This is a genomic window from Mesorhizobium sp. M0208, assembly GCF_040322015.1.
Taxonomy (GTDB): Bacteria; Pseudomonadota; Alphaproteobacteria; order Rhizobiales; family Rhizobiaceae; genus Mesorhizobium.
In genome coordinates, this window is sequence record NZ_JAMYSP010000005.1 from 100372 (window position 1) to 125234 (window position 24863).

Below are 24863 nucleotides of genomic sequence, written 5' to 3' on the forward strand. Positions count from 1 at the left end.
CGAAAGCTCCCTCACCGCCAAATCGGAGGAGCACCAAAGCTTGACGAAGATTCGCCGCCACTAGACAATCCTTGGGATCGAAAACCACGAACATGACGGATGAGCCCGTGAAAATCGATCTTAAGGGCGTAGTGAAGGACACTGATCGCCACGGCAATGATCGGTACTATTTTCGCGCACCGGGTCGGAAGAAGGTCCGGCTCCGTGAACCGACCGGCAGCGACGAGTTCCTCGAGGAACTGCGCTGCGCACGCGCCGAGGTCTCTTATGTTCGGCCCGGCACTCTTCCCGAGATTTGCCGGCGCCTCCCCAAGCCTTCCGAGCCAGCGAAGAAAGGCACGTTACTGTGGCTTTGCCAGGAGTATTACCGTCGGGGCGGCACGGAAATCACCCAAGACACTATGGCGCGCCGACGAGCAATTCTGGAGCGCGTATGCGAATTACCTCATCCCCTCGAAGGTGACCCGGATCCTCAGTATCCCACCAAGGGATCTCTGCCATTCGCCGGTATGAAACGGTCTCATGTTAAGGAGATCAGGGACACCAGGCTCGACGCCCTTGGCGCGGCAAACAATATCGTAAAAGCCATCAGCGCGATGTTTGAGTGGGCAAAGGACACAGAGATTCCGGGCGTCGACTCCAATCCCGCCCGCGGCATCAGACGGCTAAAGAGCGGCGACGGCTGGCACCCATGGGACGTGTCGGAGATCGTTCAATATGAGAAGCGGCATCCGCTGGGTACCGCAGCCAGACGTGCGCTCTCGATCTTCATGTTTACTGGCCTGCGGTTGTCCGACGTCGCGATCTTCGGTCGACAGCACATCACGCTCGTCTACAACGAGGAGACCGAGCAGTGGGAGAAGTGGATCAGAATTAAGCCTGGGAAGACCAGTCGTAACAAGGATGCGGTGTTGGTGGAGCTCCCGCTTCTGCCCGAACTAGAGGCGGAACTTGAGCACACGCCCTCCGACCAGATGACCTTCCTGGTCAATGAGTATGGTCGCCCGTTCTCGGAGAACGGTCTGGGCAACAAGATGCGCCAGTGGTGTGATCAAGCTGAGCTGCCGCACTGCAGTGCTCATGGAATTCGCAAGGCCGGCGCGACGATCGCCGCTGAGAACGGCGCGACGCACGAGCAGCTGAAGGCGATATATGGGTGGACTACGTACCAGCAGCCCGACCACTACATCAAGAAAGCGCGTCGCCGGAAGGTAGCGAGAGCGGCGAAATACCTGCTGGTTATCGATCGAAAAGAGAACAAAATTGTCCCACTTTCTGAGGGGGTTGAAAGAGGTGGGACAAAAATGGCCAAAAAATCCAATTAAATCAACGGCCACAAAAGCCAATGGTGGGCCCGGAGGGACTCGAACCCCCAACCAAGCGGTTATGAGCCGCCGGCTCTAACCATTGAGCTACAGGCCCCACGGCGCTGGATTAGTGTTTTTCCCTGAACCGCACAAGGCTTTCCGAGGGCTTTCCGAGCAGGCGTTCCAAGGAGCTGGCAGAGATCGCCCAAATCAGCCCATATTGATAACCTATTGCACGTCGCCCATTGGACACCGCCTACTCGGCTGTCTTGGGATCGCAGATCGAGGAGATTTTATGACCAGACGTATTTTGCCCCTGGCGATTGCCGCCGCAGTCGCATTTCCGGCGATCGCGGCCGCCGCCGATTCACCACCGCCGCCGCGTATCGTCGTCACCGGTGAAGGCGAGGCGGCGATAGCACCCGATCTGGCTCTGCTGACGCTCAGCGTCATGCGCGAAGCCAAGACGGCACGTGCAGCGCTCGATGCCAATAACGACGCCATGGCCGCGGTGATCGCTGCAATGAAATCATCCGGCATCAAGGAGCGCGACCTGCAGACCGCGGGCATCCAGATCAACCCGCGCTATAACTACACCAACAAGCCCGACGGCAGCCAGGAGGCCGAGCTTGTCGCCTATCAGGTGACCAACACGCTGTCGGTGCGCATCCGCGACATCGACAAGACCGGCGACATTCTCGACAAGGCGGTGTCGCTCGGCGTCAACCAGGGCGGCGGCATCTCCTTCTCCAATGACGATCCGGCGGCAGCCGTCACCGAGGCGCGCAAGAAGGCCGTCGCCAATGCCATGGCCAAGGCCAAGACGCTGGCCGAAGCGGCCGGCGTCGGCATCGGCCGGGTCCTGGAAATCACCGACCAGAATTTCGCACCACCGCCGATGCCGATCAACGCCAAGGCATTCGATGCCGCTGGCGCGTCGGTCCCGGTGCAAGCCGGCGAGAATTCCTATACCGCACAGGTGACGGTGACTTTCGAATTGAAATGATCATCGCTTGCACATGCAAAACCCCGGAGGATCGATCCTCCGGGGTTTTTGAGCCGCGCTTTCCGTCCTGGCGGAAAGGGCTCCGCTACTCTACCGGCTGCAAGTCAACCGGCCGCAGGCCCGAAGACCTTAGCGATAGATGATCGGACAGCCGCGCTCGTTGGCAAATACGATCACGACACGGTCGCCATACTGGCGGCCGGCGACCTTGACCGTGCGGCGGTTGATGTCGATGATGCGGGCGCGGTGCAGGCCCATGCGTTCGGCCTTGTCGATGGCACGCTCCGGCGAACAGGACCGGCGCCAGCCGCCATGACGGCGATGTTCGCGATAGTAACCATCATCTTCGTCGCCGGTATAGACGCCGACGCGCGGATCTTGGTTGTTGCCGAAGCCGAGATAGATGCTGTCAGCATGAGCGGGGATGGCAGCAAGCGTGCCAAGGCCGACAAGAGCCGAAAGAGCCGCCGTCTTGATGGTGTTGAACATTGTCTTCTCTCCTTGTTGAGGGTTTCCACCCGTTTCGTCGAACCGATGGGAGGAGAATGCACCCGCCTGTCTGAATTTTTTGCGAACCGGCCATTCATCTCCAGTTCATGAGGCAGAACCGGGATAGTCTCTCGCTTCTGAAGGCGGTGCTATGGACGGCGGTGCTACATAGGGTGGATAGCATGGTGGATGGACAACGTCCGTTTTGCCGTCGATTCCGGATTCTCGATTTTGCGATAAAATCCTAAGGCTCGTCCGCGAGAATATGGTCGAAATAGTCGTCCGGCTCGGCAAGGTCGGTCTCGCTGGCGCTGACTCGGCCGCGCATCGAGATGCCTGCCTCGTGCACGGTCTCGTCGCTTCCAGACACCAGCCTGTGCCACCAATAGAGATCGCGGCCCTCGGCGACCAGCCGGTAAGCGCAAGTCTTGGGCAGCCAGCTGATGGTGCGCACATTCTGCGGCGTCAGCCCGACACAATCCGGAACACGCGCCAGCCGGTTGGCATAGTCGGAACAGCGGCAGCTTCCAGCGTCGAACAGCCGGCAGCCGACGCTGGTCCAGTAGATTTCTCCGGTGTCCTCGTCTTCGAGTTTGGACAGGCAGCATTTGCCGCAGCCGTCGCAGAGTGATTCCCACTCGGCCGGGGTCATCGCCTCGAGCGTCTTGGTCTTCCAGAACGGCTTGTCCATTGTCGGCATGTGGCCCTCGGACGCCTCAAGGTCAAGCACGGCAACACTTGCGCCTCGTCCGAACGATACGCCAGGAACATACGAATGACACGAAGTCGCCTTCAAAACGCCGGTCAATCGCCCTGTACCACCGCTAAGACCTACAAACAGGAACCAAACATGGTTGCTGAAAGTTTGGGCACGGATGGGACGCCACAAGGAGTGTTTATGATGAAACGCCAACCACGGATTCTGGCAGGCACGGCGCTTGGCCTGTTGATGGCGTCCGCGCCGTTAGGCGCGTTCCCGCTGCAAGGCAATGCTGCATTCGGCCCCGCCCGGAACAGCGCAATGTTTATCCCGGCGCAGTCGAATTGTGCCGAGGGCGAATCGGCCGAAGCTTGCGCTCAAGGCGGAAAGTCGGAGCCGGAACAGAAGCCCGGCAAGAGGCGCGACCGGCAAAAACAATCCGAAGCGGCGCCCGCCGAACAATCGGGCGAGCCCGAGCAGAAGCCGCGCAGGAACAAGCGCGAGCAGCAAAAACAGAGTGAATCCGCGCCTGCTGAACAGCTCGCGCCTTCCGGCGAAGAGCAGCAAGGAAATCAACGAAGGAAGAAGAGGCAGCAGCAGATCGAAGCCGCTCCGGCTGACCAGCAGACCGCGCCTGCTAACGACGATCAGCAGCAACTCAAACCGCGCAGGAAGAAGCGCGACCAGCAGCAGATCGAAGCCGCTCCGGCTGACCAGCAGGCCGCGCCTGCTAACGACGATCAGCAGCAACTCAAACCGCGCAGGAAGAAGCGCGACCAGCAGCAGCAGGAGGCCGCGCCTGCCGAACAGCCGGCCGAGCAAGCTGCACCCGCGAACGACGATCAGCAGCAGCTCAAGCCGAGGAGAAAGAAGCGCGACCAGCAACAGCAGGAGGCCGCGCCTGCCGAACAGCCGGCCGAGCAGGCTGCACCCGCGAACGACAACAACGAGCAAGTCAATCCGCGCAAGAGGAAGAACAAGCAAGACCAGCAGATCGAGGCGGCACCGGCCGAACAGGCGCCGCGCAAGAAGGAACGCCCCGCCGGTGAGCCTCTCCCACAGGCCGAGCCACTTCCAACCGAGAAGCAAGCGGCTCCTGCTCAAGGCGAACAGCCCGAGAACCAGGCGAAAAAGCGTGGCAAGAAGCCCGTTGTGGAAGAGCCGGTGACCGGCGAACAGCAGCCCGCAACCGGTGAGCAGCCCACGACGACGGGCGAACAGGCAGCACCCGCCGAGGGTGGGCTCCCTGCTCAGGGCGAAGCCGCCGCCAACCCGAACGAGGCGCCCATACTGGACAGCCAGAAGGATGTCTTGCGCAAGCGCAAGGGCGGCAAGGAGCGCGGCCAAAATGCCGGTAAGCAGCAGGGCAACCAGCCAGCCCAGCAGGGCGAGAACCAGGTGGAAGCCCCGAAGCCTGCTCCGATCGAGGAGGGACCGCCACCTACCGACGACAAGGCAGCCCAGCAGGAGATCAAGCCTGAAAAGATCGTTCCGGTGACCGAGGAAAAAGGCAAGCGCGTCGAGCGTGCGCCCGACATCGAGGATGTTCGCCGCCGTCCGCGCCCGCAGGGCGCCAACGTCGTCAGGGAATTCGGCGACCGCGTCATCCTGCAGTTCAACAACCAGACCTTCGTGGAAAGCAGCGATGCCCCGCGCATGCACCGCGGCGCCAGGAATGTCTATTATGAGGACCTGTCGGGCGATCGCACCCGGGAAATCGTCGAGCGTGACAATGGTGTCCGGATCGTCACTATCCGCAACCGCTACGGCGACGTCATCCAGCGTTCACGCATCGCGCCTGACGGGCGCGAATATGTGCTGAGCTATGTCGACGAGCGCTACTATGACGATGATGCAGACTGGCGCGACCCGGGCGACGACCTGCCGCCGATGCGCCTTACCATTCCGCAAGAGGAGTACATTTTGGATTCCGAAGAGGTCGAGGATCCGGACGACTATTACACCTTCCTCGAACGGCCGCCGGTGGAGAGGGTCCAGCGCCTCTATTCGGTCGACGAGGTCAAGCGCTCGGCCCGAGTGCGTGACATCGCCCGCCGGATCGACCTCGATACGCTCAACTTCGAGTTCGGTTCGGCTTCGATTTCCGACACCGAGGTCCAGAAGCTGGAGGGTGTTGCCAACGCCATGGAGAAGCTGCTGAAGAAAAACCCGGCCGAGACCTTCCTGATCGAAGGCCATACCGATGCAGTCGGCACGCCGGAGGCGAACCTCGCTCTGTCCGACCGCCGCGCCGAGGCGGTCGCCGAAGCTCTGACCAATGCCTTTGGCATCCCGCCGGAGAACCTGACGACGCAGGGTTATGGCGAGGAGTATCTCAAGGTCAACACGTCGGGACCCAATCGCGAGAACCGGCGCGTCGCCATCCGCCGGATTACCCCCCTGGTGGCGCCGGTGGCCAGCGCCCAATAAACCGCAATGTGAACCGCGCGATTCGATCAACCATTGAGTCGCGCGGTCATCAATCTTGAAACGCGCGGCTACCAATCCCAAATTCTGGACATGGCTTCCCTGCCCTGTCCCGACTCCAGCGGGACACGCGAGCCCCGCCGGTCCCCTCCCGGCGGGGTTTCGTTTTTTTAGGACCTTGCAAACCGCCGCAGCCTGCCCGAAATACGGCGCTCCGCAAAGAAGCCCGGAACCGTCACATGAAGCGCATCGAACTTGCCATCGAATCGATCATTCTCGCCTCGCGCTGGCTGCTGGTCGCCTTCTATCTCGGACTGGGCGCGGCACTTGCCATCTATGCCGTGTCCTTCGGCAAGAAGCTGTTCGAGTTCGTTCCTGTCGCCTTCACGCTCGATGACACCGACACCATCCTGAAAATGCTCGGCCTCATCGATGCCGCGCTGGTCGCCTCACTGGTGGTGATGGTGATCATCTCGGGCTACGAAAACTTCGTCAGCCGCTTCGATGAAAATGACGGCAAGGTGCATTGGCTGGGCACGATCGATGTCGGCTCGCTGAAGGTCAAGGTCGCCTCGACAATCGTAGCGATCTCCTCGATCCACCTCTTGCAGGTGTTCCTGAACTCGGTCTCCTACACGACCGACCAGCTGATGTGGCTGACCATCATTCATCTGGCCTTCGTCGCCTCGGCATTCATGCTTGCTTATATCGACCGGCTGATGGGCCTGGGCAAAGCCAAGAAAGCCGGGGAGTGAGCATGCGTCTGTGCCGGTCTTTTGAGGATACTTCTGTAGGTAGATACTTCCGTCAGTAGATAGCTTTGATTTTGGTATCAGTCCGCCCGAACACCTCGTCCGGCACAAAAAAGTCGCCGGCGAGCGGGCCTGTCGCGCCCGGCGCATAGGTCGAGAAATCGCTGACGCCCTCGGCACGCAGCACTTCTTCGTCGATGTAGAAATTGCCGGTCGCCTCGCGCGACGGCCTGACCAGGATGGCGTATGCCGCATCGGCCATGATGTCGGGCGAACGGCTCATCGCTGCCACCGTCGCTCCGCCCAAGAGGTTGCGCACCGCCGCCGTGTCGATGGTAGAGATCGGCCATAGCGAATTGACCGCGATGCCATCCCTGGCGAACTCGGCGCTCATGCCCAGCGTGCACATCGACATGCCGAACTTCGCCATCGTGTAGGCGACATGGTTCTTGAACCATTTGGCCTTCATGTCGAGCGGCGGTGCCAGATTCAAAATGTGAGGATTTTCCGCCAACCTTAAGTATGGAATGCACATTTTGGAGACGAGAAAAGTGCCGCGCGTATTGATCTGGTGCATCAGGTCGTAGCGTTTCATGTCGGTCTCCAGCGTGCCGGTGAGTTGGATGGCGCTGGCATTGTTGATACAAATATCGATGCCGCCGAACCTCTCCACGGTCTTGGCGACGGCTTCGGCGACCTGCGCTTCATCACGGATGTCGCACGGCGCTGGCAGCCCCTTGCCGCCGGCCTGCTCGATCTCTTGCGCCGCCGTGTAGATCGTCCCCGGCAGCTTCGGATGCGGCTCGGCGGTCTTGGCCGCGATCGTCACGTTGGCGCCGTCGCGCGCCGCGCGCAACGCAATCGCCAGTCCGATGCCGCGCGACCCGCCGGAGATGAATAGCGTCTTTCCCTTGAGCGACATCGTTGCGTCTCCTTGTGCTACGCTCTTTTCCGCTATCTTTTCTCTTTGCGATCCTTGCCCGCACCAACGACGGATACAAGGGCCTGCGGCCGTAACGGTGTGACGCCACGGAGGGTTGTGGATTTCGTGAGACGCGTTGAATCGCCGAGCAAAATTGTTATATTCTACCTAAACAGGAAGAATATATAAGTGGCTTTGTCTATCAAGAATACCAAGGTCGAGCAATTGGCGCGTGAGCTCGCCCGCCGCCGCCGGGTATCGGTGACGGAGGCCATCCGTCAAAGCCTTGAGCGGGAAGTTGCGCGCGAACGGCTTGTGCCCCGCGAGGAGACCGGTGATCTCTTTCAACGTCTGATGGCCATTGCCGAACGGGCCGCACGAATACCGGAGCGCGAAGACGCGATGAGCGAAGATGAAATTCTCGGTTACGATGAGCTGGGCATCCCGACGCGATGATCATCGATTCCTCGGCGCTGGTCGCCATCTTGCGCGCGGAACCGGGCTACGATCGATTCGTTTTGGCAATCGCCCAGGCTGAAAGACGTTTGCTTGCGGCACCGACATTGCTCGAAACGACAATGGTGCTTGTCGGTCGCTGGCAGGATCAGATTATCGATCGTTTCGAAGCCTTTTTGCGCACTGCCTCGATCGAAACGATACCCTTCACGGCCGACCACGCCGCTGTCGCCCGTCAGGCTTTCCTGCGCTACGGCAAAGGCCGGCATCCTGCCGCTCTGAACTTCGGCGACTGCATTGCTTATGCTACGGCCCGTCTCGAAGCCATGCCATTGCTGTTCAAGGGTGACGACTTCCGGCTGACCGACATCGAACCGGCCCTTTGATCCACGTTAGACCAGCACCAAGCCTTGCCGCATGGCGATGGCGATCGCATCGGTGCGGTTGACGGCACCGAGCTTGGTCAAGATAGCCGCGACGTGGAACTTCGCCGTGTGCACGGAGATGTCCAGTCGTCGCGCGATAACCTTGTTGGGCGCGCCTTCGGCCAGCAGCGCCAGCACCTCGCTTTCGCGCGGCGAAAGCGTCGGCCGGACGATATGCTCGTCAGTTGGTTCTTCCTCGAACCGGCCGCTGTCGTGGAAGGTCAAATCGTGATGCAGATCGGATAGAGCATGGCTGTCGCGCGAAATCCGGTAGCCCGCCGCCGCCAGCCGCGCGGCGGCGGCGATCAGCAACTCGTCCGCTTGCACCGGCAGCACGGCAAACACTGTATCGGCCGGCCGTTCACGGGCCGCTCGCGATAATAGCAGCACGCGAGGCATAGCCGCGTCGAAGAGACCGCCTTGTACTCCATGGTCATCGACGATGGCGACATCCGCCGCCCCGTGCCCGTCGACATCGCCCGCCAGAACCGGCCGCAGATCATCGGTCGCGGCGAGAGCCGCGGACAGACTTCGTGCGCGCTCGGCGTCAGCGAGCGCGATCAGCACCGTCAGCCGTCTGCCAGCGACCTCACCGCTTACCATCTATCCCTCAGCTCAGTGGTTTTTCACCGATGGTCAGGGAAACCTCACGATTCTCGCCGCCGCGCACCACGCCGAGTGTCACCAGGGCACCGGCACTGTCTGGCCCGAGCTTGCGGATCAGCTCGCGCGGGCCATGCACCGCCTCTGCGTTCCACGACACGATGATGTCGCCGAGGCTGAGACCGGCTGCTTTCGCCGGGCCGTTATCGTCCAGGCTCATCACCATGGCGCCCTGTGTATCACCATTGCGGACCGGATGCAGGCCGGCGCCAAGATAGCCGCGCGCCACATGACCCTTCTCGCGCAGTGTCGTGACTGCCCGTTCGATCGTTTCGTAAGGCATGACCAGTGCCCGCCGGCGTGGCCCGAACAGCAGCATGCCGATCAGTCCGCCCTTGGCGTCGAGCACAGGGCCGCCCTCGAAACGGCCGCCGGCATTGACGGCAAGGTTGATGCGCCGGTCGATCGTGCCGCCCCGCATCGAGCGCCAGGCCGGACCGACCTCGCCGACCGTGCCGCAGGTGGCGAGTGACGTACCGTCACTATTGCCCGCGATGATTGCCAGATTGCCCGGCCGCACCGCCTCCGCCTTTACCAATGACGGGGCGCTCGGCGCGCCGGCCGGTTTCAAAACGGCCGTGCCGGTGGACGGGTCGCGGCCGACCAGTTCGGCCTTGACGGCTTGGCCCGAAGAAAACGTCAGCTCGATCTCCTCGCCGGCCTCGACCGCCTCCTCGGCAGTGACGAAATAGCCGTCCCGCCAGTGGAAAGCAGTTGACGTCCGCTGGTGCGTCGCGAAGCTGGCCGTCGCTGGTGCCGCAGCTGCCGCGATGTCGGCAATGGCGTCGGATAACATGCTCAGATTGAAATCGCTCATGATTTGTCTCCTGGGTTCTTCGTGACCCAGATATCGCCCGGCGGGGGTTGGCGGATACTCGCCTGACGGCTAGTTGAGCATTTGACTGGCCATCTGGTCAGGTCGCGGCCGGTCCGGCTGCTCCGCACATATAGGCATTGTTCATCTTGTTCCAAACGGAGTCCTCAGGTGGCCCTGCCCGCTCAGCAATTGCAATATGACGATGCCCTTCTCGATGCCTATTCGGCGACGGTCGCCGATGCCGTCGACCGCATCGGGCCCGCCGTCTGCCGCATCGAGCGCATCGGTGGCCCGGGCGGCCATGGTTCCGGCTTCGTCATCGCGCCGGACGGGCTGGTCGTCACCAACTTCCACGTCGTCGGCGATGCGCGCAGCGTGCGCGTATCAATGCCGGACGGCGCTTCCAGGGAAGGCCGCGTGCTCGGCCGCGACCCCGACACCGACATTGCGCTGGTGCGCGCCGACGGTGACTTTGCCGACGTTGCGCCGCTCGGCGATTCCAAGCGTTTGAGGCGCGGCCAGATTGCAATTGCCATCGGCAACCCGCTCGGCTTCGAATGGACCGTCACCACTGGCGTCGTCTCGGCACTCGGCCGCTCGATGCGTGCCTCCACCGGCCGGCTGATCGACGACGTCATCCAGACCGACGCCGCGCTCAACCCCGGCAATTCCGGCGGACCACTGGTGTCCTCGGCCGGCGAGGTGATAGGCGTTAACACCGCGATGATCCATGGTGCGCAAGGCATCGCCTTCGCGGTTGCCTCCAACACGGCCAATTTCGTCATCTCGGAAATCATCCGCTTCGGCCGCGTGCGCCGTGCCTTCATCGGCGTTTCAGCCGACACCACCAACCTGCCGCGCCGCGCAGCCCTTTTGTCGCAAGTATCGAGCCGCACGGCGGTGCGCCTGCGCACCGTCGAAAAGAACAGCCCGTCGGACAAGGCCGGCCTCAGGGAAGGCGACATCATTGCCGCCATCGACGGCCGCCCGGTCACCGGTGTCGACGATCTGGTGCGCATGCTCGACGCCGAGCGCATCGGCCACGAGACGCTGTGCACGGTGGTGCGCCGCTCCGGCATTACTCAGGTCACGGTGATGCCAGTGGCGCGAAGCTGAGTGCTCGACCTTGATCCCGAACCGAAGGTCAGCGCAGCAAAAAGTGGGAACCGGTTTTTCGGACAACATCATGGTCAAACAAGATAGAGCCCATCCCGAACCTATCGGAATGGGCAGGCTCTATCGCGGCGCATAGATCCGGCCAAGCAGCGAAACCAGCAGCGCGGCCAGTTCGCCGGTCGGATCGAGATCCGGATCGAAAATGGTCATATCCATTCCGGTGCAGCGCGTATCCGCCACCAGCGCCGTGAGAATGTCGACGAGATCGTCAGGATCGATGCCGGGGCTGCCCGGTGAATCCACTGCCGGCATGACTGTCTGATCGAGCGCATCGACGTCAAAATGCACCCAGTGGGGCCAGCCGGTTCGCGCCAACGTGCTCCAGGTCTTGTCCAGGACCTTCGCCGCGCCAAGCTCGCGCACGGCAAAGACGTCGATCAACGTCATCGCGGTCGAATGGATGTCCGGCCAGCCGAAGTTGGCGTTGCGGTTCTCGCGTTCGCCGATCTGTATCACCTGTTCGTCCGCGACAAGCGGTCTTTCGATGCCGGGCCAGTCGGTCAGCAACGGCTCACCACGTCCGGTTGCGAGCGCAAGGTCCATGCCGGCGGCCGAGCCGAGTGAGGCGTTGACGTCGTAATTGCCCGGATGGCGGAAATCGCTGTGGCCATCGACATGGACCAGCGCAACCGGACCAGATCGCCGTGCTGCGGCCAGCGCGCCAAGCAGGACAGCGCAGTCGCCGCCCACGGCCAGCGGAAACTCGCCTCGTCCCAGCGCGCCGGCAACGATTTCGGCGAGTGCGAGATTGAAGCTGCGTATGGCGTTGCCGTTGCGCAGCCGGGTGCCCGGCTGTGGCTCGGTGCTATAGGCGGGCCGATCAAGATCAACCACTTTGGCGGGCGAAAGCATCTCGACCAAGCCGGCTTCGGTAAGCGCCTGCGGCGCGCGCCAGGTCCCCGGAATATGCCCCGGCCGGAGCGGGCGGAGGCCAAGGTTGGAGGGTGCGCGGACAAGGCAGATTTCACGCATGGAGAAGGCCCAGGGTTGATTAACCCCTAAGCATAAACCGCAAAGGCGTGACCGGCCACGCGGCTAAAGCCCTCACGTCGCGTCTGCCGACAGTTCCTGCCAGCGGCCGCTGTCTCGCTCAGCCCGCCGCGCCATCGGCGTATTGCGCTAGGAATTCCGGGCTCGGCGGGATCGGCCTGATGACGTCGATCAGCACGCCGTTGGGATCTTTGGTGATAAAGTGGCGCTGGCCGAAGGGTTCGTCGCACAGCGTTCGCAGGATCGGTAGCCCGGCGGCGGTGATCCGCTCATAGACGGCATCCGCATCCCTGACCTCGAAATTGATCAGCAGGCCGGAGGTGCGGCCCCGCCCCTCCTTCGGGATCGTCTCATGATCGCCCTGGACGATGCCGAGGTTGACGCGACGATCTTCGGCTGAGCGCAGATGGACGTACCAGTCGGCCTCGAACAGCGGCTTGAAGCCGAAATGCGCGATATAAAAGGCTGCAGTGCCGGCAACATCGCCCGTCATCAGCACCGGATAATAGCTCGTCGTCCTCATCTTTCCTTCTCCCGGCGAATAACATACAGTCTGCATCTAAATTGAACTAACATACAGGCTGCATGTATGCAACAACGATCCGCTCGCCGCTCCAACCGCGATCGCACGGAGGCGACACGCGCCGAGCTCATCGCCGCGGCGCGAAAACTGTTCACCGAAAAATCCTATGCCGAGACCAGCACACCCGAGATCGTCGCCGCTGCTGGCGTAACGCGCGGCGCGCTCTATCATCACTTTGCCGACAAGCAGGCGCTGTTTGCCGCTGTGGTCGAAAAAGAGGCGCAAGCCATCGCGGAAGAGATCGAACGCGCGTCGCCGCCTTCGCTATTTGCCCACGATGCGCTGATTGCCGGCTCGGATGCCTATCTGGCTGCCATGCGTGCCCCCGGCCGAACTCGACTCTTGCTGCTTGATGGCCCGGCCGTGCTCGGCCGCGCCGCCATGGATGCGATCGACAATCGCCATGGCAACCGTTCGCTGCGCGACAGCCTTGTTGCCACGATGCGGTCGCACTCCATGAAGAGATTGCCTGTGGAAGCACTGACCGCTTTGCTCGCCGCTGCCTTCGACCGCGCAGCGCTCGCCATTGAAGCTGGAGCCTCGATCGAGGATTACCGCGCCGTTCTCATGGCGCTGATCGACGGCCTGTCTCCGGCTCCTTCGCACGCATCTCACCCGGCTCGAACTCGTTGAAACAGCCGAGCTGGCGCTTGAACTGGTCGATCAGCCAGGCGGCCGCCGGTTTCGGGCTGCGATCGGCGCGATGCATGGCATAGAGCGGCGAACGGACTTCGCTGTAAGGCTCGAGATCGAGTTCGACGAGCCGGCCGTTCGCCAGATCATCGGCAATCAGCCATCGCGGCAGCCCGCCCCAGCCCAGCCCCTCGCGCATCAGCACGTGCTTGGTGCGCACATCCGTCAGCCGCCAGGTGCGGTAGGCGAAGACACCATAGTCACGCCCGCGCGTACGCTCGGATTGGTCCGAGACGACCAGCTGGATGTGTTCGCGGACATCCTCTAGCGCCACTGGTCTCGGCAGCAGCGCCAGCGGGTGTTCAGGCGCTGCAGCTGGCACCAGGGAGATGAAGCCGATGCGAAGCAGATTCACGTCCGTCTCACCCAGAAGCCCCCCGATGCCGAGATCGGCCTGTCCGCCGACAACATGATCGAGGATCAGGCCAAGCGAGCCGATATGCAGACGCAGCGTCACTGCCGGGAACTGCGCCTCGAATGCCTTTAGCACCCGAACCAGCACCGGCGACGGCAGTGTCACGTCGACCGACAGCGTAACTTCCGCCTCCAATCCCTGCCGGTATCCGTCGACACGCGAGCGGATGCGTTGCAGCACGCCGACCATGCGTCGCGCATCTTCCAGCGTCGCCTTGCCGACATCGGTCAGTTGCGGTTCACGCGCGCCCTCGCGCTCGAACAGTTTCAGCCCGAGCTGCGCTTCGAGGTTGGCGATAGCGTAGCTGATCACCGATTGCGCGCGATTCAATTTGCGCCCGGCGGCCGAGAAGCTGCCGGTCTCGGCCACCGCAACTAGGATCTGCAGTTGGTCAAGCGTCGGGTTCGGTTGCATCGTTCAATCCACAATTTAGATGGATCATATACAAAATATACCAGTTTTTCAAATGGGTCTGCGCACACATATTTGCCGGGAGATTTTAAGTCCAACCCTGGAGACCCATCATGTCGATCCTTCTTGTCACATCCAGCCCACGCGGCGCCGCCTCGCACTCGACCCGCATCGCCACCGAACTCGCCGAGAAGCTGCTTGCCGCCAATCCCTCGGCCAGGCTTGTCGCCCGCGACCTCGTAGCCAACCCGCTGCCGCATATCGACCCCGACTATTCGACCGGCATATATATGCCGGTCGAAGCGCGCAGCCAGCGCCAGGCTGAGGCCGTCGGCGTTTCCGACACGGTACTGGACGAGCTGTTTGCGGCCGACACCGTCATTCTCGCCACCGGCTTCATCAACTTCAACATCTCCTCGACGCTGAAGTCCTGGGTCGATCACATTGCCCGTTCCGGCAAGAGCTTTGCCTATGGCGAGAACGGCCCCAAGGGCCTCGTCACCGGCAAGAAGGTCTATATCGTGCTGGCTTCGGGCGGCATCTATTCCGAAGGTGCGGCCGTGCAGTTCGATCACGCCATTCCCTACCTGCGCAGCGTACTCGGCTTTCTCGGCATGAACGATGTCGAGGTCATCCGCATCGAAGGAGTCGGGATGGGCGCCGATGCGGTGGCAGCAGCGCTGGCCAAGGCCTCGACGAAGGTCGACGCCATTGTGGCTGCGACCGGAAATGCCGAGCGCGTCGCCACCGCGGCGTAAAGCGTCAGCATAGTCTGAATTGTACAAGGGCAGGCGCCCGGCGCCTGCCCTTGTTGTCGTTGGCGACAACCTATTGTGGTGGGCCACACAACTGCCATTGGTTATTCGTCAGCCGTGGCAAGAAGGGGCTCATCCAGCCGGCGCTGAAGGTCCGCGGCCCGGAATATTTTGCGCATCATCTATGGTCCCGAATATGACGCGCCCAACAATCTCGTGCGCCTCCGAGAACGCGGCCTGGCCGGCAAGCGCAGCCTTGGCGCTCAGAGAGTTCGCGCTTGGCCACGAAGCGCTAACGCGATTTGTCGCCAAGCAGCCGCTACGCCGGGTTCACGAGTGTGTCTTCGCCGTGCTGGCGTTGGAAAGCGGGCCAATCGACCCAAGGCTGTCGTAGCCGATCTACCCGAAGATCTTTTCGCCTTGCTCGTCGACCAGTTGGATGCCCTTTTTGATCGAGATGTCGACAGCGTCGTCAAGCCCGGCAAAGCGGTCGGCGCGGATGAATTTGTGCTCCTTCATCACGCCGTCGATCTCCTTCGAAACCACGCCGCAGGTCTGGTACTGGCCCTCCGCCTTGTAGGGCGTGGCGCTGATTAAAAATCCCTTGTGCTCGATCTGCTTTGCCGGCGCCGCTGTCTTTGGCTCGGCGGCTTCGTTGCCTCCGCCGAAAAGACGCTTCAGAAAAGACATGGGGGTATCCTCCAACGGCAATCATCCTGCACCACATAGCGCGGTGCAGGATGATTTTCAGTACCGGTCCTTGGCCGAGCGGGCAAGGGCCGCAACTGGCTTGGCACTCAGAGGTCAGTCGCGCGACAACGCTTCCAAGGCCTCTGCGGCAGCTTCCAATATGCTGATTGCCTCGGCCTGCTTTGCTTCAGGCGCATCGACGATTTCGCCGAGCGCGGCGCGCAGCCGGTGGCGCACGGCGCGAAACTCGTCGCGCTTTTCCGAGCGGCCGCGGCCGCGCCGGCCACCGTCGCCGTCATCGTTCCAGCCGAACCAGTCGCGCGCCTTTGCCATCTTGCGGCCGAAGCGCTCGAGATGTTCGAGCACGTGGTCGATCATCTCGCGATTTTCGTTGAGGTGCGCCTGCCCAGCCTCGGTGATTGAAAACACCTTCTTGTTGCCGTCCGCCGCAGAAACGGCGTAGCCGGCCTCTTCCAGGAAGGTCAGCGTCGGGTAGACCACGCCGGGGCTCGGGCTGTAGAAGCCGCTGGTGCGCTCCTCCAGCGCCTTGATGATGTCGTAGCCGTGCCGCGGCGCCTCGGCCAGAAGCGACAGCGTGATCAGCTTGAGGTCGCCGTCGGCCAGCATGCGCCCGGCGCGGAACATGTCGCCCGGCCCGCCGCGTCCGCCTCTCATGCCATGCCCAAACGGGCCGAAGCCGCCGCCGCGTCCGCCGAACTTGCCGGCCATATGCATGAAAACGCGCTCGGCGTGTTCGCCAAAACGATGACGCCCGAAATGATTGTCTTTGTGCATTGTTTGCTCCTTAAGTTATGTCTTAAGATATATCTCAACTACGTATTCACAGCGGCGGAGTCAAGATATATCTTACGATGTATCTGAAGATAGCGCCAGCAGGATTGGTTTTCGCCGGCAAGGGCGGTCAGGAAGCGCGCGAGGGGCCGAAGGCCACTCCCCAGGCGTCTAACGTGAAGCAACGCATCCACCCCCGTTCCAGTTACGCCGAAGACCGGCGAATGGATGCAAGGCGACGAACCGGATGCTTCGGCGAAATCCCAGACGAATGTGAAAACCTCGCGCAGAAAGCTGCCTCCGACGCTGCTGCTGGTGCTGCCTGCGGTGCGCCGCATCGTTGGCTGGCTTCGCGACCCCGCGGCTTGATAGCGGGGCATGCGAAACGCTCGGTGCGGGAGGAATGGATACCTGTTACCAGCGGCCTTTGCGCCGGTTCCAGGCATAGAGCAGATCGGCGAAACGATCATAGGCATAGCGCGTCAACGGCAGTGCGGCGGGATTGCCGAACAGCGTCGCCAACCAGCCCTCGCCCGGCGTTATCAGCCACACCGCAACTGCAACATCGGCGCCGACCAGCAATTTGCCACCGGCGTCGGTCGCATGCAGCCGACGCCGGATATCCTCCAGCCTGATGCCGTAGCGGGCCAACGCCGTCGGTTCGGCATTGATGTCGCGAAATTCGATCCGCCCGGCCTTGACCGCCTCGACCAGCCGCCGCTTCTGCCGGCTGATGCCGGCATCACAGACCGGACAGCGCGTATTATACCAGACGGTCAGCAGAGGCTTGCTCATGTTTCGAGACGGCACCAGAGGGACGCGCACCGACTATCCGGCAAACGCCATTGCGCCGCAACGCAACACGACAGCCGCGGAATGGCCGGCTAGGCCTGGAGCGCAACTTACCCGAGCGAGGTGATGATCTCGCGATAGGCATCCTCCGGGAAAGCCTTGAGTATCCGCGTCCTGACGTTTCCGGCCGTCGCCAGCATCAGCGAGAAACGAGCCAGGACGGCATCGTCGGGCGCTTCGAGCACGGCCACCATGTCGCAATCCCCCATGGTAAGATAAAATGCCTTGAAGGACCCGCCCATGTCTCCCAGCAGCTTCTTGGCGGCATCGAGCCGCTTCGGCGATTCGCGCACGTTTTTGGCGCCTTGCTCCGTCCAGTTGATCAGCACGATGTAAGTTGTCATGGCACACCTCCCTCCGGTGCCACGGAGCACGGCGTCCAACCGCCGGGGCGGGCATCCGGGTTTGTCGCCCAGAGAATGCGTCCGTCGCGGAATTATCCTCTCGTAGGGCACGACCCGCAAGAGCGGCGCGTTCAAACGTGATCGCATGTGCCCAAACGGAAAAGGGCGCCACCGGCGCCCTTGAAACTGCTTATCCGTCACCCGGCCTCAGCTGTCGAGGAAGCTCCGCAGCTTGCGCGACCGGCTCGGGTGTTTGAGCTTGCGCAGCGCCTTGGCTTCGATCTGGCGGATGCGCTCGCGGGTGACCGAGAATTGCTGGCCGACCTCTTCAAGCGTGTGGTCGGTGTTCATGCCGATGCCGAAGCGCATTCTGAGCACGCGCTCTTCGCGCGGCGTCAGCGAGGCCAATACACGCGTCGTCGTCTCGCGCAAATTGGCCTGGATCGCCGCGTCAATCGGCAGGATCGCCATCTTGTCCTCGATGAAGTCGCCCAGATGCGAATCCTCCTCGTCGCCGACCGGCGTTTCGAGCGAGATCGGCTCCTTGGCGATCTTCAGCACCTTGCGCACTTTTTCCAGCGGCATGGCGAGCTTTTCCGCCAGCTCTTCCGGCGTCGGCTCACGGCCGATCTCATGCAGCATCTGGCGCGAGGTGCGCACGATTTTGTTGATCGTTTCGATCATGTGCACCGGAATGCGGATGGTGCGCGCCTGGTCGGCGATAGAACGGGTGATCGCCTGCCGGATCCACCACGTCGCGTAGGTCGAGAACTTGTAGCCGCGGCGGTATTCGAATTTGTCGACCGCCTTCATCAGGCCGATATTGCCCTCCTGGATCAGATCGAGGAACTGCAGGCCGCGATTGGTGTATTTCTTGGCGATGGAAATGACGAGGCGCAGATTGGCCTCGACCATTTCCTTCTTGGCGATCGCGGCTTCGCGCTCGCCCTTCTGCACCTGGTTGACGATCTTGCGGAATTCCTGGATCGAAATCGCCGTCTCGGTGGCGAGGTTCTGGATCTCGGCGCGCAGGTCGCGGATGGCGTCCTTCTCGTTCTTGGTGAATTCCTTCCAGCCGCGTGAAGTCAAATTGCCGATCGAGCGAGTCCAGTTGGGATCGAGCTCCGAGCCCTGATATTCTTTGAGGAATTCCTCGCGGCGCACACCATAGCTTTCGGCCAGCCTGAGCAGCTTGCCTTCGTTCTGCACTAGGCGCTTGTTGATGTCGTAGAGCTGCTCGACCAGCGCCTCGATGCGCGCCGTGTTCAAGGACAGCGACTTCACCGCCTTGATCAGTTGGTCCTTCAATTCCTTCAGCCGGCGGTCCTGACTGGGCGACAGCGTGCCGGCGGCAGCCAGCCGGTTCTCGACCTGCTGGTCCTGCAGCTTGCGCAGTTTCTTGTAGGTGTCGGCAATGACGTCGAGCGTCTCCATCACCTGCGGGCGCAGTTCGGCTTCCATCGCCGCAAGCGACAGGCTCGCCTCGTCATCGTCTTCCTCGTCATCGTCCACCAGGCCACGGGTGTCGCCGCCGACGTTGGTGATGTCGTCCTCGTCCTCGCGCGAACGGCGCGACTTTTCCTCGGTCTTGGCTTCCTCGATACGCTCGACAACCGGCGCCTGCTTGGCCTCCGGCCCGGCATAGGTCGCCTCGAGGTCGATGATCTCGCGCAGCAGGATCTTCGATTCGTTGAGCTCGTCACGCCAGATGATGATGGCCTGGAAGGTCAGCGGGCTTTCGCACAGGCCCGCGATCATCGTCTCGCGGCCGGCCTCGATGCGCTTGGCGATCGCGATTTCGCCCTCGCGCGACAGAAGCTCGACTGAGCCCATCTCGCGCAGATACATGCGGACCGGATCGTCGGTGCGGTCGGTCGGCTCTTTCTTGGTCGTGGTGGCGGCGACGGCGGTGCCGGTCTGCTCGGCGAGTTCGTTCGCGTCTTCCTCGGCGTCAGCGGCAGTATCGGCGGCTTCGGGCTCCTCGCCCTGCTCGTCGTCCTCGACCACGTTGATGCCCATGTCGGAAAGCATGGCCATCGTGTCCTCGATCTGCTCGGAGGTCACTTCCTCCGAGGGCAGCACCGAATTCAGCTCGTCCATGGTGACATAGCCGCGCTTCTTGGCGGCCTTGATCATCTTCTTGACAGCATCGTCGGAAAGGTCGAGCAGAGGGCCATCGGTCGCGGCCTCGCGTTCGGTCTCGACTTCTTCCTTTTCCTTTGTCGCCATAGTCTTTATTTTCTCCAAGCGGCTGAGTATCAAAGCCGCGTAAGCTGCCGGTCCGGTCAAATTGGATGCGCTCCTTCCAGAACGCGCTTTACCGGGCCAGTAACTGCATCTCTCGTTAAGTCCAGATTAACCCTGATATCTGTGGCAAGCAGACTGCCTGTCCAGTGATCAGTACCTTACATCGCTGCATTCCCGTCGATGCCGGGGCGGGTTAACGTTTCGAATCGACCTGATTCCGCCATTCTGCCGGAAGGTCAAGCGCCTCTCGCATGATTCGCATGAAAAAAGCGAATCAATTACCCGACTTAGAGCACCGCACGCTTGATTCAACGCGCAAGCACGTCCTTACATTTCAGTCTTCTGGAGGCTTCGATCTAAACGCGCCCAGCTCTGCCCGACGATACGCCAAACCCTTCGATCAGCGCTTCCGTTGCCTGCACATCACGAAATTGCGCCTGGATTTCGACCAGGTGCCGGTAATTTTCGTCCGTGGGATCGCTGGCGAGCGCTGCTTCCGCCTGCTTCAGCTCCTTATGTAAGGTGCGCGCGCTGCGCTGCAAGTGGAGAGCTTGGCTGAACGCATCACGAGCATCGTCGAGTGCTGCCGTTTCCAGCGCCGGCCATTGCCGCGCACGTTTGATCAGCGCCACCGCGCGCCGCCAGATCTCACCGCAGCCGGCCCGCTCGATCGTCGCGATTACAGCCTCGCGGTTGTTGGCCATATCGTGCGCCATGGCGTCGAGGATGGCCGCATGCAGCCGCTTCAGATCGGAATTGGCGAGATCGAGGAACTCGACATGGGCGAAATTCTCGTCGATCAGCACGGGATGGTTGACGAGGGCCGCAATGATCGTCGCCTCGCGCACCGACATGCCCTCGCCGCCGCGTTTGACCAGCGCCGAGCGGCCGAGGCTTTCGGTGATCGCGGTGCGCCCACCGGCACCGCCGCCACGTGCAAACTGTCCGCCGGGTGCTGAGACCCTGCCCGGGAAGCGCTCACCGGGCCGTCCGTCCTGACGTCCCTGGCGTCCGCGCTGGGCACCGAAGAAGCTCTGCACGCGCTCGCGCATTTCCTGTTGGTAGTGATAGCGAAGGCTCTCGTCGCGGATGCGGCTGGTCAGTTCGCGGAGCGTCTTTTCGAGCTCCGCCCGCCGTTCCGGCGTATCGAAGATGCCGCCGGCGGTCTCGCGCATCCACAAGAGGTCGGCCAGCGGCCGCGCCTCGGAAAGCACGGCGCGGAACGCATCCGGTCCGTCACCCTTGACCAGATCGTCGGGATCCTTGCCCTCCGGCAGCAGGGCGAACCGCACGGAGCGGCCCGCCTGGACCGCCGGCAGCGCCATGTCGGCGGCGCGCCATGCTGCCTTCAGCCCGGCCTGGTCGCCGTCGAAGCACAGCACCGGCTCGCCGGCCATGCGCCACAGAAGTTCGAGCTGGTTTTCAGTCAATGCGGTGCCGAGCGGCGCCACCACGTTCTCGAAGCCGGCCTGCGCCAGCGCGATCACATCCATGTAGCCCTCTACGGCAATGACCGTGCCGCCCTTGGCCAGCGCTCCCTTTCCGAGCGCTTGGCGCGCACGGGCGAAATTGTAGAGCACGTTGCCCTTGTGGAAGAGCTCCGTGTCGGGCGAGTTCATGTATTTGGCCAGCGCATCCGGCGCCAGTGCCCGCCCGCCGAAGGCGATGATCTTGCCCCTGGAATCCGGGATCGGGAACATGATGCGGTCGCGAAACCAATCATAGGAGACCGGCACGTCGTCGCCATGTCGCACCAGCCCGCACGCCTCTATGTCGGCCTTGGGGACGCCCTTGGCGGCAAGGTGCTCCTTCAGCGCGTTGCGGCTGTCAGGGGCATAGCCGAGGCGGAAAGACTGCTGCGTCGCCGGTGTCAGCCCCCGGTCGCGCAGGTAGGCGCGGGCCTTTGCCCCTTCCGGTCCCTGCAGCCGTTCCTGGAAGAACACCGTCGCCATCTCCATGACATCGGTCAGGCTGGCGCGTTCCTTTTCGCGCCGTTCCTCATCGGCATCGCGAACCGGCATCGGCACGCCGGCCATGTCGGCGATCTTCTCGACGGCCTCGGGAAAGCTCATCCCATCGAGTTCGGTCAAAAACTTGAAATGGTCGCCCGAAACCGAGCAGCCGAAACAGTGATAACGGCCCTTCTTGTCCTCGCAATGGAAGGACGGGCTCTTCTCGCCATGGAACGGACAGCACGCCCAATAATCGCCACGCGGCGCGTTGGTCTTCTTCCTGTCCCACGCGACGCGCTGGCCGATCACCGAAGAAATCGGTACGCGGTCGCGTATCTCGTCGAGGAAAGCAGGCGGAAAGCGCATGGGGACAGCTCGTTTGGCCTTCATATAATCACACGGGCGAAGCCCGACGACTCCTAATGGCGACCATACCCGGTTTTCACAGGTCAAAAAGAGAAGGCGGCCCGCGGACCGCCTTCGTGGTCTAAACCGGCGCAGCGCCGATCAGCCGTTCCGCGCTCACTGCGCGGCGATGGCACCGAAGATCAGGCCGGAGAGAACGCTGACAGCAGATAGTCGTTACCGACCCGGATCCACTCCTGGCCGGGACCCGGACGGCGCAGGCCATAGTGGCGATAATCGCGAATCGGCTGATGACGCTTCCAGCTCGAATATCTCTGGCCGTTGCGCCAATGGCTGCTTCTCACGACGATCTTCTTCTTCACTATGACGCGCTTGTTCACGTCGACATGCTTGTTCACATGCCTGCCGGGCTTCTGCCAGTCGACCTGGCTGTAGTTCGACTGCGGCGCGTTTGGTGTGTTCAGTGGTGCAGCCTGGCCCTGCAAGGCGGTTGCAGCCAGCATCGAGAAGGCAATGGCGGAAAGAACGATACGTCTCATGGCGGGTACTCCTTGGTTGTCGATGCCTCCGGAATAGAGCCGGAAGGATGAACCGAAACTGAATGCATAGATTACGTTTTCGTAATGATTTCCTATATTTAGCACGACTAATTCAGCGATACCTTTAAAGCGACCGTCCGAGAATGGACGCATGACCCTCCGCAACCTCGCAGGCTATGCAACCATTTTGTCAGCCATCCATTTCCGACACGCCCCGTCGCGTGCCAACAGGCGTCCGAACCGGGCAAAATTTATTATTCGGCTAAAATAAATCGGAGTAATATCGACCTCTGCAATGTCCACGATTCGCGCCCGCTTTTGCCCCTTCGACTTCACCGCGCCCGCGTCGCCGGCGCCTGTGGCGTTGCGGGGCCTGGCATGAGTGGCTCGGTCGTTTTGCTGCACCTTGCCGGTGCGGTGGCACTGATGCTGTTTGCCACCCGTCTGGTGAAGACCGGCGTCGAGCGCGCCTACGGCGATGTGCTGCGCCACAAACTGCGCGCCACCATGCGCAATCCCTTCATGGCGGTTCTGGCCGGCTGCGGCCTGGCTGTCGCACTGCAAAGCTCGACCGCCGTCACCTTGCTGGTCGGCTCATTCGCCGGCTCCGGTATTGTCAGCGGCATGTCGGGCCAGCTTGCGGTGCGCGGTGCCGAGATCGGCTCGGCGCTGGTGGTCAAGCTGCTTACCTTCGATCTGTCGCTGCTGGTGCCGGTCTGCCTGGTCGCCGGCACGGTCATGTTCATGGCCACAGAGCGGCGCGACTGGCGCCAGTTCGGCCGCATCCTGGTCGGCATCGGCCTGCTGCTTCTGTCGCTGGAGATGATCGGCCAGGCGTCGGAGCCGCTGCGCCAGAGCACGCTGATGCCGCTCATCGTCGATTACTTCTCCGGCGATCCGGTCACCGCCTATCTTCTGGCGGCGTTGGTCACCTGGCTGTTCCATTCCTCGATCGCCGCGGTGCTGCTGATGGTGACGCTCGCCGGTCGCGGTTTCATCCCGCCCGAACTCGGCATCGTGCTGGTGCTCGGCGTCAATCTCGGCTCTTCGATCATCGCGCCGCTTCTAACCCGCAACGCAGAGCCCGGCGTTCGCATCGTGCCGATCGGGAATCTCCTGATGCGCGGTATGGGTTCGCTGATCATGCTGATCCTGTTCCTGACGTTCAAGCCGCGGGTCGCCTTCTTGGGCAGCACCGTGCCCGAGCAGATCGTCAATGCCCACATCGCCTTCAACATCTTGATCCTGATCGCCGGCGTGCCGCTGGCGCGCCTGGTCTATCGCGCCTCGGAAAAGATCGTGGCGCTGGGCACCAAGCCGCAGCCCGCCGACGCGCTCGACGTCGTTGAGCTTTCCGCGCTCAACGAAAGTGCGCTCGACGTGCCGAGCCAGGCATTAGCCAACGCCACCCGCGAGGTGGTGCGGGTCTGCGAAACGGTCGAGATCATGCTGAAACGGATCATCGAGCTCTATGAGAGCGCCGATGCCGACAAGATTGGCGCGCTGGCCGCACTCGACGACCGTGTCGACAGAAAGCACGCGGCGATCAAGCTCTATCTGGCCAGGGTCACCAAGAACCCGCTGAGCGAGGACGAGGCCCTGCGTTGCCAGGAGCTGATCGGCGCCTGCGTCAAGCTGGAGCAGGTCGGCGACATCATCGTGCGCAACATGCTGGTCCACGTGAAGAAGAAATTCGAGCGCGGGCTGGAGTTCACGCCGGAAGGATGGCGTGAGCTTTGCGCCTTCCATGCCTTGGTGCTTGCCAATGCCAGGCTTGCCTTCAACGTGCTGGTGTCTCGCGATCCGGAGACCGCTCGCCAGTTGGTGCTGGAAAAGGACCGGCTGCGCGACCGCGAGAAGGAAACCAGCCAGAGCCATTTCGTGCGGCTGCGCGACGGCACCGCCAAGAGTGTCGAGACCAGTTCCATCCATCTCGACACCATTCGGGACCTCAAGCAGATCAACTCGCTGCTCGCCTCGATGGCCTATCCCGTGCTTGAGGAGCGCGGTCTGCTCACCGGTTCACGGCTGAAGGCTGGATAGATTGCGTCCACAGGCCAGGTAGCTTCAGAACATCGCCTATGAAAATTGCTG

General features: G+C 62.2%; 27 protein-coding genes and 1 tRNA gene. 12 read left to right on the forward strand and 16 right to left on the reverse strand.

The features are described from left to right. Window positions 1–107 precede the first annotated feature (107 nt). Window positions 108–1325, forward strand: coding sequence for a tyrosine-type recombinase/integrase (locus NKJ17_RS07455; RefSeq protein ID WP_352566044.1), 1218 nt, complete (start codon window positions 108–110; stop codon window positions 1323–1325). Window positions 1326–1346: 21 nt separating this feature from the next. On the opposite strand, the gene NKJ17_RS07460 is transcribed toward NKJ17_RS07455, so the two are convergent. After that, a tRNA-Ile gene (locus NKJ17_RS07460) sits at window positions 1347–1422 on the reverse strand. A 180-nt stretch (window positions 1423–1602) separates the two neighbouring features. On the opposite strand from NKJ17_RS07460, the gene NKJ17_RS07465 reads away from it, so the two are divergent. Next, window positions 1603–2313, forward strand: a complete 711-nt coding sequence (locus NKJ17_RS07465; RefSeq protein ID WP_352506781.1) for an SIMPL domain-containing protein — start codon at window positions 1603–1605, stop codon at window positions 2311–2313. A gap of 129 nt (window positions 2314–2442) precedes the next feature. Here the strand turns inward: NKJ17_RS07465 and NKJ17_RS07470 are convergent, their stop codons facing one another. Both NKJ17_RS07470 and NKJ17_RS07475 read right to left on the reverse strand, forming a co-directional pair. Further along, on the reverse strand, window positions 2443–2802 hold the full coding sequence (locus tag NKJ17_RS07470; RefSeq protein WP_023678277.1) for a hypothetical protein: 360 nt from the start codon (window positions 2800–2802) through the stop codon (window positions 2443–2445). A gap of 244 nt (window positions 2803–3046) precedes the next feature. After that, window positions 3047–3493, reverse strand: a complete 447-nt coding sequence (locus NKJ17_RS07475) for a YcgN family cysteine cluster protein (protein WP_254820372.1) — start codon at window positions 3491–3493, stop codon at window positions 3047–3049. 210 nt (window positions 3494–3703) lie between these two features. On the opposite strand from NKJ17_RS07475, the gene NKJ17_RS34025 reads away from it, so the two are divergent. Both NKJ17_RS34025 and NKJ17_RS07490 read left to right on the forward strand, forming a co-directional pair. Continuing rightward, the gene (locus NKJ17_RS34025) at window positions 3704–5932 is read left to right on the forward strand and encodes an OmpA family protein (RefSeq protein WP_352704279.1); all 2229 of its coding nucleotides are present in this window, start codon (window positions 3704–3706) and stop codon (window positions 5930–5932) included. 236 nt (window positions 5933–6168) lie between these two features. Continuing rightward, window positions 6169–6684 (forward strand): TIGR00645 family protein, encoded by a 516-nt coding sequence (locus NKJ17_RS07490; RefSeq protein ID WP_254820365.1) that lies wholly within the window; start codon window positions 6169–6171, stop codon window positions 6682–6684. Window positions 6685–6736: 52 nt separating this feature from the next. On the opposite strand, the gene NKJ17_RS07495 is transcribed toward NKJ17_RS07490, so the two are convergent. Continuing rightward, window positions 6737–7603 carry an SDR family oxidoreductase gene (locus tag NKJ17_RS07495; protein ID WP_352506778.1) on the reverse strand — a complete coding sequence of 289 codons (867 nt, stop codon included), beginning with the start codon at window positions 7601–7603 and terminating at the stop codon, window positions 6737–6739. Between the two features lie 189 nt (window positions 7604–7792). Here NKJ17_RS07495 and NKJ17_RS07500 point away from each other — a divergent pair, with 189 nt between their 5' ends. Continuing rightward, the gene (locus tag NKJ17_RS07500) at window positions 7793–8059 is read left to right on the forward strand and encodes a type II toxin-antitoxin system VapB family antitoxin (RefSeq protein ID WP_352506777.1); all 267 of its coding nucleotides are present in this window, start codon (window positions 7793–7795) and stop codon (window positions 8057–8059) included. Further along, window positions 8056–8445: a type II toxin-antitoxin system VapC family toxin gene (locus NKJ17_RS07505; protein ID WP_352506776.1), complete on the forward strand. Its 390-nt coding sequence runs from the start codon at window positions 8056–8058 to the stop codon at window positions 8443–8445. Before NKJ17_RS07500 ends, NKJ17_RS07505 begins: the two co-directional genes overlap by 4 nt. 6 nt (window positions 8446–8451) lie before the next feature. On the opposite strand, the gene NKJ17_RS07510 is transcribed toward NKJ17_RS07505, so the two are convergent. Continuing rightward, window positions 8452–9087 carry a helix-turn-helix transcriptional regulator gene (locus tag NKJ17_RS07510; protein ID WP_352506775.1) on the reverse strand — a complete coding sequence of 212 codons (636 nt, stop codon included), beginning with the start codon at window positions 9085–9087 and terminating at the stop codon, window positions 8452–8454. A gap of 7 nt (window positions 9088–9094) precedes the next feature. Beyond that, window positions 9095–9964: a S1C family serine protease gene (locus tag NKJ17_RS07515; RefSeq protein ID WP_352506774.1), complete on the reverse strand. Its 870-nt coding sequence runs from the start codon at window positions 9962–9964 to the stop codon at window positions 9095–9097. 168 nt (window positions 9965–10132) lie between these two features. Between NKJ17_RS07515 and NKJ17_RS07520 the strand changes: the two genes are divergently transcribed. After that, window positions 10133–11080: a S1C family serine protease gene (locus tag NKJ17_RS07520; protein WP_352506773.1), complete on the forward strand. Its 948-nt coding sequence runs from the start codon at window positions 10133–10135 to the stop codon at window positions 11078–11080. A 120-nt stretch (window positions 11081–11200) separates the two neighbouring features. On the opposite strand, the gene NKJ17_RS07525 is transcribed toward NKJ17_RS07520, so the two are convergent. Both NKJ17_RS07525 and NKJ17_RS07530 read right to left on the reverse strand, forming a co-directional pair. After that, window positions 11201–12112, reverse strand: coding sequence for an arginase family protein (locus NKJ17_RS07525; protein ID WP_352687766.1), 912 nt, complete (start codon window positions 12110–12112; stop codon window positions 11201–11203). Window positions 12113–12230: 118 nt separating this feature from the next. Beyond that, window positions 12231–12653 carry a VOC family protein gene (locus NKJ17_RS07530; protein WP_352506771.1) on the reverse strand — a complete coding sequence of 141 codons (423 nt, stop codon included), beginning with the start codon at window positions 12651–12653 and terminating at the stop codon, window positions 12231–12233. Window positions 12654–12719: 66 nt separating this feature from the next. Between NKJ17_RS07530 and NKJ17_RS07535 the strand changes: the two genes are divergently transcribed. Then, entirely contained in the window at window positions 12720–13346 is a 627-nt protein-coding gene (locus NKJ17_RS07535) for a TetR/AcrR family transcriptional regulator (protein ID WP_352687768.1), read from the forward strand. Here NKJ17_RS07535 and NKJ17_RS07540 read toward each other — a convergent pair. Next, on the reverse strand, window positions 13279–14235 hold the full coding sequence (locus tag NKJ17_RS07540; protein ID WP_352506769.1) for a LysR family transcriptional regulator: 957 nt from the start codon (window positions 14233–14235) through the stop codon (window positions 13279–13281). The genes NKJ17_RS07535 and NKJ17_RS07540 overlap by 68 nt on opposite strands. A gap of 110 nt (window positions 14236–14345) precedes the next feature. On the opposite strand from NKJ17_RS07540, the gene NKJ17_RS07545 reads away from it, so the two are divergent. Together NKJ17_RS07545 and NKJ17_RS07550 are read left to right on the forward strand one after the other, a co-directional pair. Then, the gene (locus NKJ17_RS07545) at window positions 14346–14990 is read left to right on the forward strand and encodes an FMN-dependent NADH-azoreductase (protein ID WP_352506768.1); all 645 of its coding nucleotides are present in this window, start codon (window positions 14346–14348) and stop codon (window positions 14988–14990) included. Between the two features lie 193 nt (window positions 14991–15183). Further along, window positions 15184–15381 (forward strand): hypothetical protein, encoded by a 198-nt coding sequence (locus NKJ17_RS07550; RefSeq protein WP_502906528.1) that lies wholly within the window; start codon window positions 15184–15186, stop codon window positions 15379–15381. A 5-nt stretch (window positions 15382–15386) separates the two neighbouring features. On the opposite strand, the gene NKJ17_RS07555 is transcribed toward NKJ17_RS07550, so the two are convergent. Further along, entirely contained in the window at window positions 15387–15677 is a 291-nt protein-coding gene (locus NKJ17_RS07555; protein ID WP_023678291.1) for an HlyU family transcriptional regulator, read from the reverse strand. Window positions 15678–15791: 114 nt separating this feature from the next. Continuing rightward, window positions 15792–16472 (reverse strand): PadR family transcriptional regulator, encoded by a 681-nt coding sequence (locus tag NKJ17_RS07560; protein WP_352506767.1) that lies wholly within the window; start codon window positions 16470–16472, stop codon window positions 15792–15794. 225 nt (window positions 16473–16697) lie between these two features. Between NKJ17_RS07560 and NKJ17_RS07565 the strand changes: the two genes are divergently transcribed. Then, the gene (locus NKJ17_RS07565; RefSeq protein WP_352506766.1) at window positions 16698–16838 is read left to right on the forward strand and encodes a hypothetical protein; all 141 of its coding nucleotides are present in this window, start codon (window positions 16698–16700) and stop codon (window positions 16836–16838) included. 45 nt (window positions 16839–16883) lie between these two features. Here the strand turns inward: NKJ17_RS07565 and NKJ17_RS07570 are convergent, their stop codons facing one another. The 5 genes from NKJ17_RS07570 to NKJ17_RS07590 form a co-directional block, all read right to left on the reverse strand. Continuing rightward, a complete protein-coding gene (locus NKJ17_RS07570) occupies window positions 16884–17264 on the reverse strand; it encodes a thiol-disulfide oxidoreductase DCC family protein (RefSeq protein ID WP_352506765.1) in 381 nt (126 codons plus the stop codon). Between the two features lie 107 nt (window positions 17265–17371). Beyond that, window positions 17372–17665 (reverse strand): GYD domain-containing protein, encoded by a 294-nt coding sequence (locus NKJ17_RS07575; protein WP_352506764.1) that lies wholly within the window; start codon window positions 17663–17665, stop codon window positions 17372–17374. A gap of 207 nt (window positions 17666–17872) precedes the next feature. Continuing rightward, window positions 17873–19894 (reverse strand): RNA polymerase sigma factor RpoD, encoded by a 2022-nt coding sequence (rpoD, locus tag NKJ17_RS07580; RefSeq protein ID WP_023678297.1) that lies wholly within the window; start codon window positions 19892–19894, stop codon window positions 17873–17875. Window positions 19895–20268: 374 nt separating this feature from the next. Next, window positions 20269–22230 (reverse strand): DNA primase, encoded by a 1962-nt coding sequence (dnaG, locus tag NKJ17_RS07585; RefSeq protein ID WP_352506763.1) that lies wholly within the window; start codon window positions 22228–22230, stop codon window positions 20269–20271. Window positions 22231–22412: 182 nt separating this feature from the next. Beyond that, the gene (locus NKJ17_RS07590) at window positions 22413–22769 is read right to left on the reverse strand and encodes an RcnB family protein (protein WP_352687774.1); all 357 of its coding nucleotides are present in this window, start codon (window positions 22767–22769) and stop codon (window positions 22413–22415) included. 378 nt (window positions 22770–23147) lie between these two features. Here NKJ17_RS07590 and NKJ17_RS07595 point away from each other — a divergent pair, with 378 nt between their 5' ends. Further along, entirely contained in the window at window positions 23148–24812 is a 1665-nt protein-coding gene (locus NKJ17_RS07595; RefSeq protein WP_352506762.1) for a Na/Pi cotransporter family protein, read from the forward strand. Window positions 24813–24863: the final 51 nt, after the last annotated feature.

Bases quoted from the DNA above. Each gene is read 5' to 3' on its own strand.
- NKJ17_RS07515 (WP_352506774.1), bottom strand. From the start codon at position 9,964: ATGAGCGATTTCAATCTGAGCATGTTATCCGACGCCATTGCCGACATC.
- NKJ17_RS07545 (WP_352506768.1), top strand. From the start codon at position 14,346: ATGTCGATCCTTCTTGTCACATCCAGCCCACGCGGCGCCGCCTCGCAC.
- NKJ17_RS07595 (WP_352506762.1), top strand. From the start codon at position 23,148: ATGAGTGGCTCGGTCGTTTTGCTGCACCTTGCCGGTGCGGTGGCACTG.
- NKJ17_RS07540 (WP_352506769.1), bottom strand. From the start codon at position 14,235: ATGCAACCGAACCCGACGCTTGACCAACTGCAGATCCTAGTTGCGGTG.
- NKJ17_RS07505 (WP_352506776.1), top strand. From the start codon at position 8,056: ATGATCATCGATTCCTCGGCGCTGGTCGCCATCTTGCGCGCGGAACCG.
- NKJ17_RS07535 (WP_352687768.1), top strand. From the start codon at position 12,720: ATGCAACAACGATCCGCTCGCCGCTCCAACCGCGATCGCACGGAGGCG.
- NKJ17_RS07565 (WP_352506766.1), top strand. From the start codon at position 16,698: ATGCAAGGCGACGAACCGGATGCTTCGGCGAAATCCCAGACGAATGTG.
- NKJ17_RS07575 (WP_352506764.1), bottom strand. From the start codon at position 17,665: ATGACAACTTACATCGTGCTGATCAACTGGACGGAGCAAGGCGCCAAA.
- NKJ17_RS07510 (WP_352506775.1), bottom strand. From the start codon at position 9,087: ATGGTAAGCGGTGAGGTCGCTGGCAGACGGCTGACGGTGCTGATCGCG.
- NKJ17_RS07495 (WP_352506778.1), bottom strand. From the start codon at position 7,603: ATGTCGCTCAAGGGAAAGACGCTATTCATCTCCGGCGGGTCGCGCGGC.
- NKJ17_RS07525 (WP_352687766.1), bottom strand. From the start codon at position 12,112: ATGCGTGAAATCTGCCTTGTCCGCGCACCCTCCAACCTTGGCCTCCGC.
- NKJ17_RS07475 (WP_254820372.1), bottom strand. From the start codon at position 3,493: ATGGACAAGCCGTTCTGGAAGACCAAGACGCTCGAGGCGATGACCCCG.
- NKJ17_RS07560 (WP_352506767.1), bottom strand. From the start codon at position 16,472: ATGCACAAAGACAATCATTTCGGGCGTCATCGTTTTGGCGAACACGCC.
- NKJ17_RS34025 (WP_352704279.1), top strand. From the start codon at position 3,704: ATGAAACGCCAACCACGGATTCTGGCAGGCACGGCGCTTGGCCTGTTG.
- NKJ17_RS07530 (WP_352506771.1), bottom strand. From the start codon at position 12,653: ATGAGGACGACGAGCTATTATCCGGTGCTGATGACGGGCGATGTTGCC.
- NKJ17_RS07470 (WP_023678277.1), bottom strand. From the start codon at position 2,802: ATGTTCAACACCATCAAGACGGCGGCTCTTTCGGCTCTTGTCGGCCTT.
- NKJ17_RS07590 (WP_352687774.1), bottom strand. From the start codon at position 22,769: ATGAGACGTATCGTTCTTTCCGCCATTGCCTTCTCGATGCTGGCTGCA.
- rpoD (WP_023678297.1), bottom strand. From the start codon at position 19,894: ATGGCGACAAAGGAAAAGGAAGAAGTCGAGACCGAACGCGAGGCCGCG.
- NKJ17_RS07490 (WP_254820365.1), top strand. From the start codon at position 6,169: ATGAAGCGCATCGAACTTGCCATCGAATCGATCATTCTCGCCTCGCGC.
- dnaG (WP_352506763.1), bottom strand. From the start codon at position 22,230: ATGCGCTTTCCGCCTGCTTTCCTCGACGAGATACGCGACCGCGTACCG.
- NKJ17_RS07465 (WP_352506781.1), top strand. From the start codon at position 1,603: ATGACCAGACGTATTTTGCCCCTGGCGATTGCCGCCGCAGTCGCATTT.
- NKJ17_RS07550 (WP_502906528.1), top strand. From the start codon at position 15,184: ATGACGCGCCCAACAATCTCGTGCGCCTCCGAGAACGCGGCCTGGCCG.
- NKJ17_RS07555 (WP_023678291.1), bottom strand. From the start codon at position 15,677: ATGTCTTTTCTGAAGCGTCTTTTCGGCGGAGGCAACGAAGCCGCCGAG.
- NKJ17_RS07570 (WP_352506765.1), bottom strand. From the start codon at position 17,264: ATGAGCAAGCCTCTGCTGACCGTCTGGTATAATACGCGCTGTCCGGTC.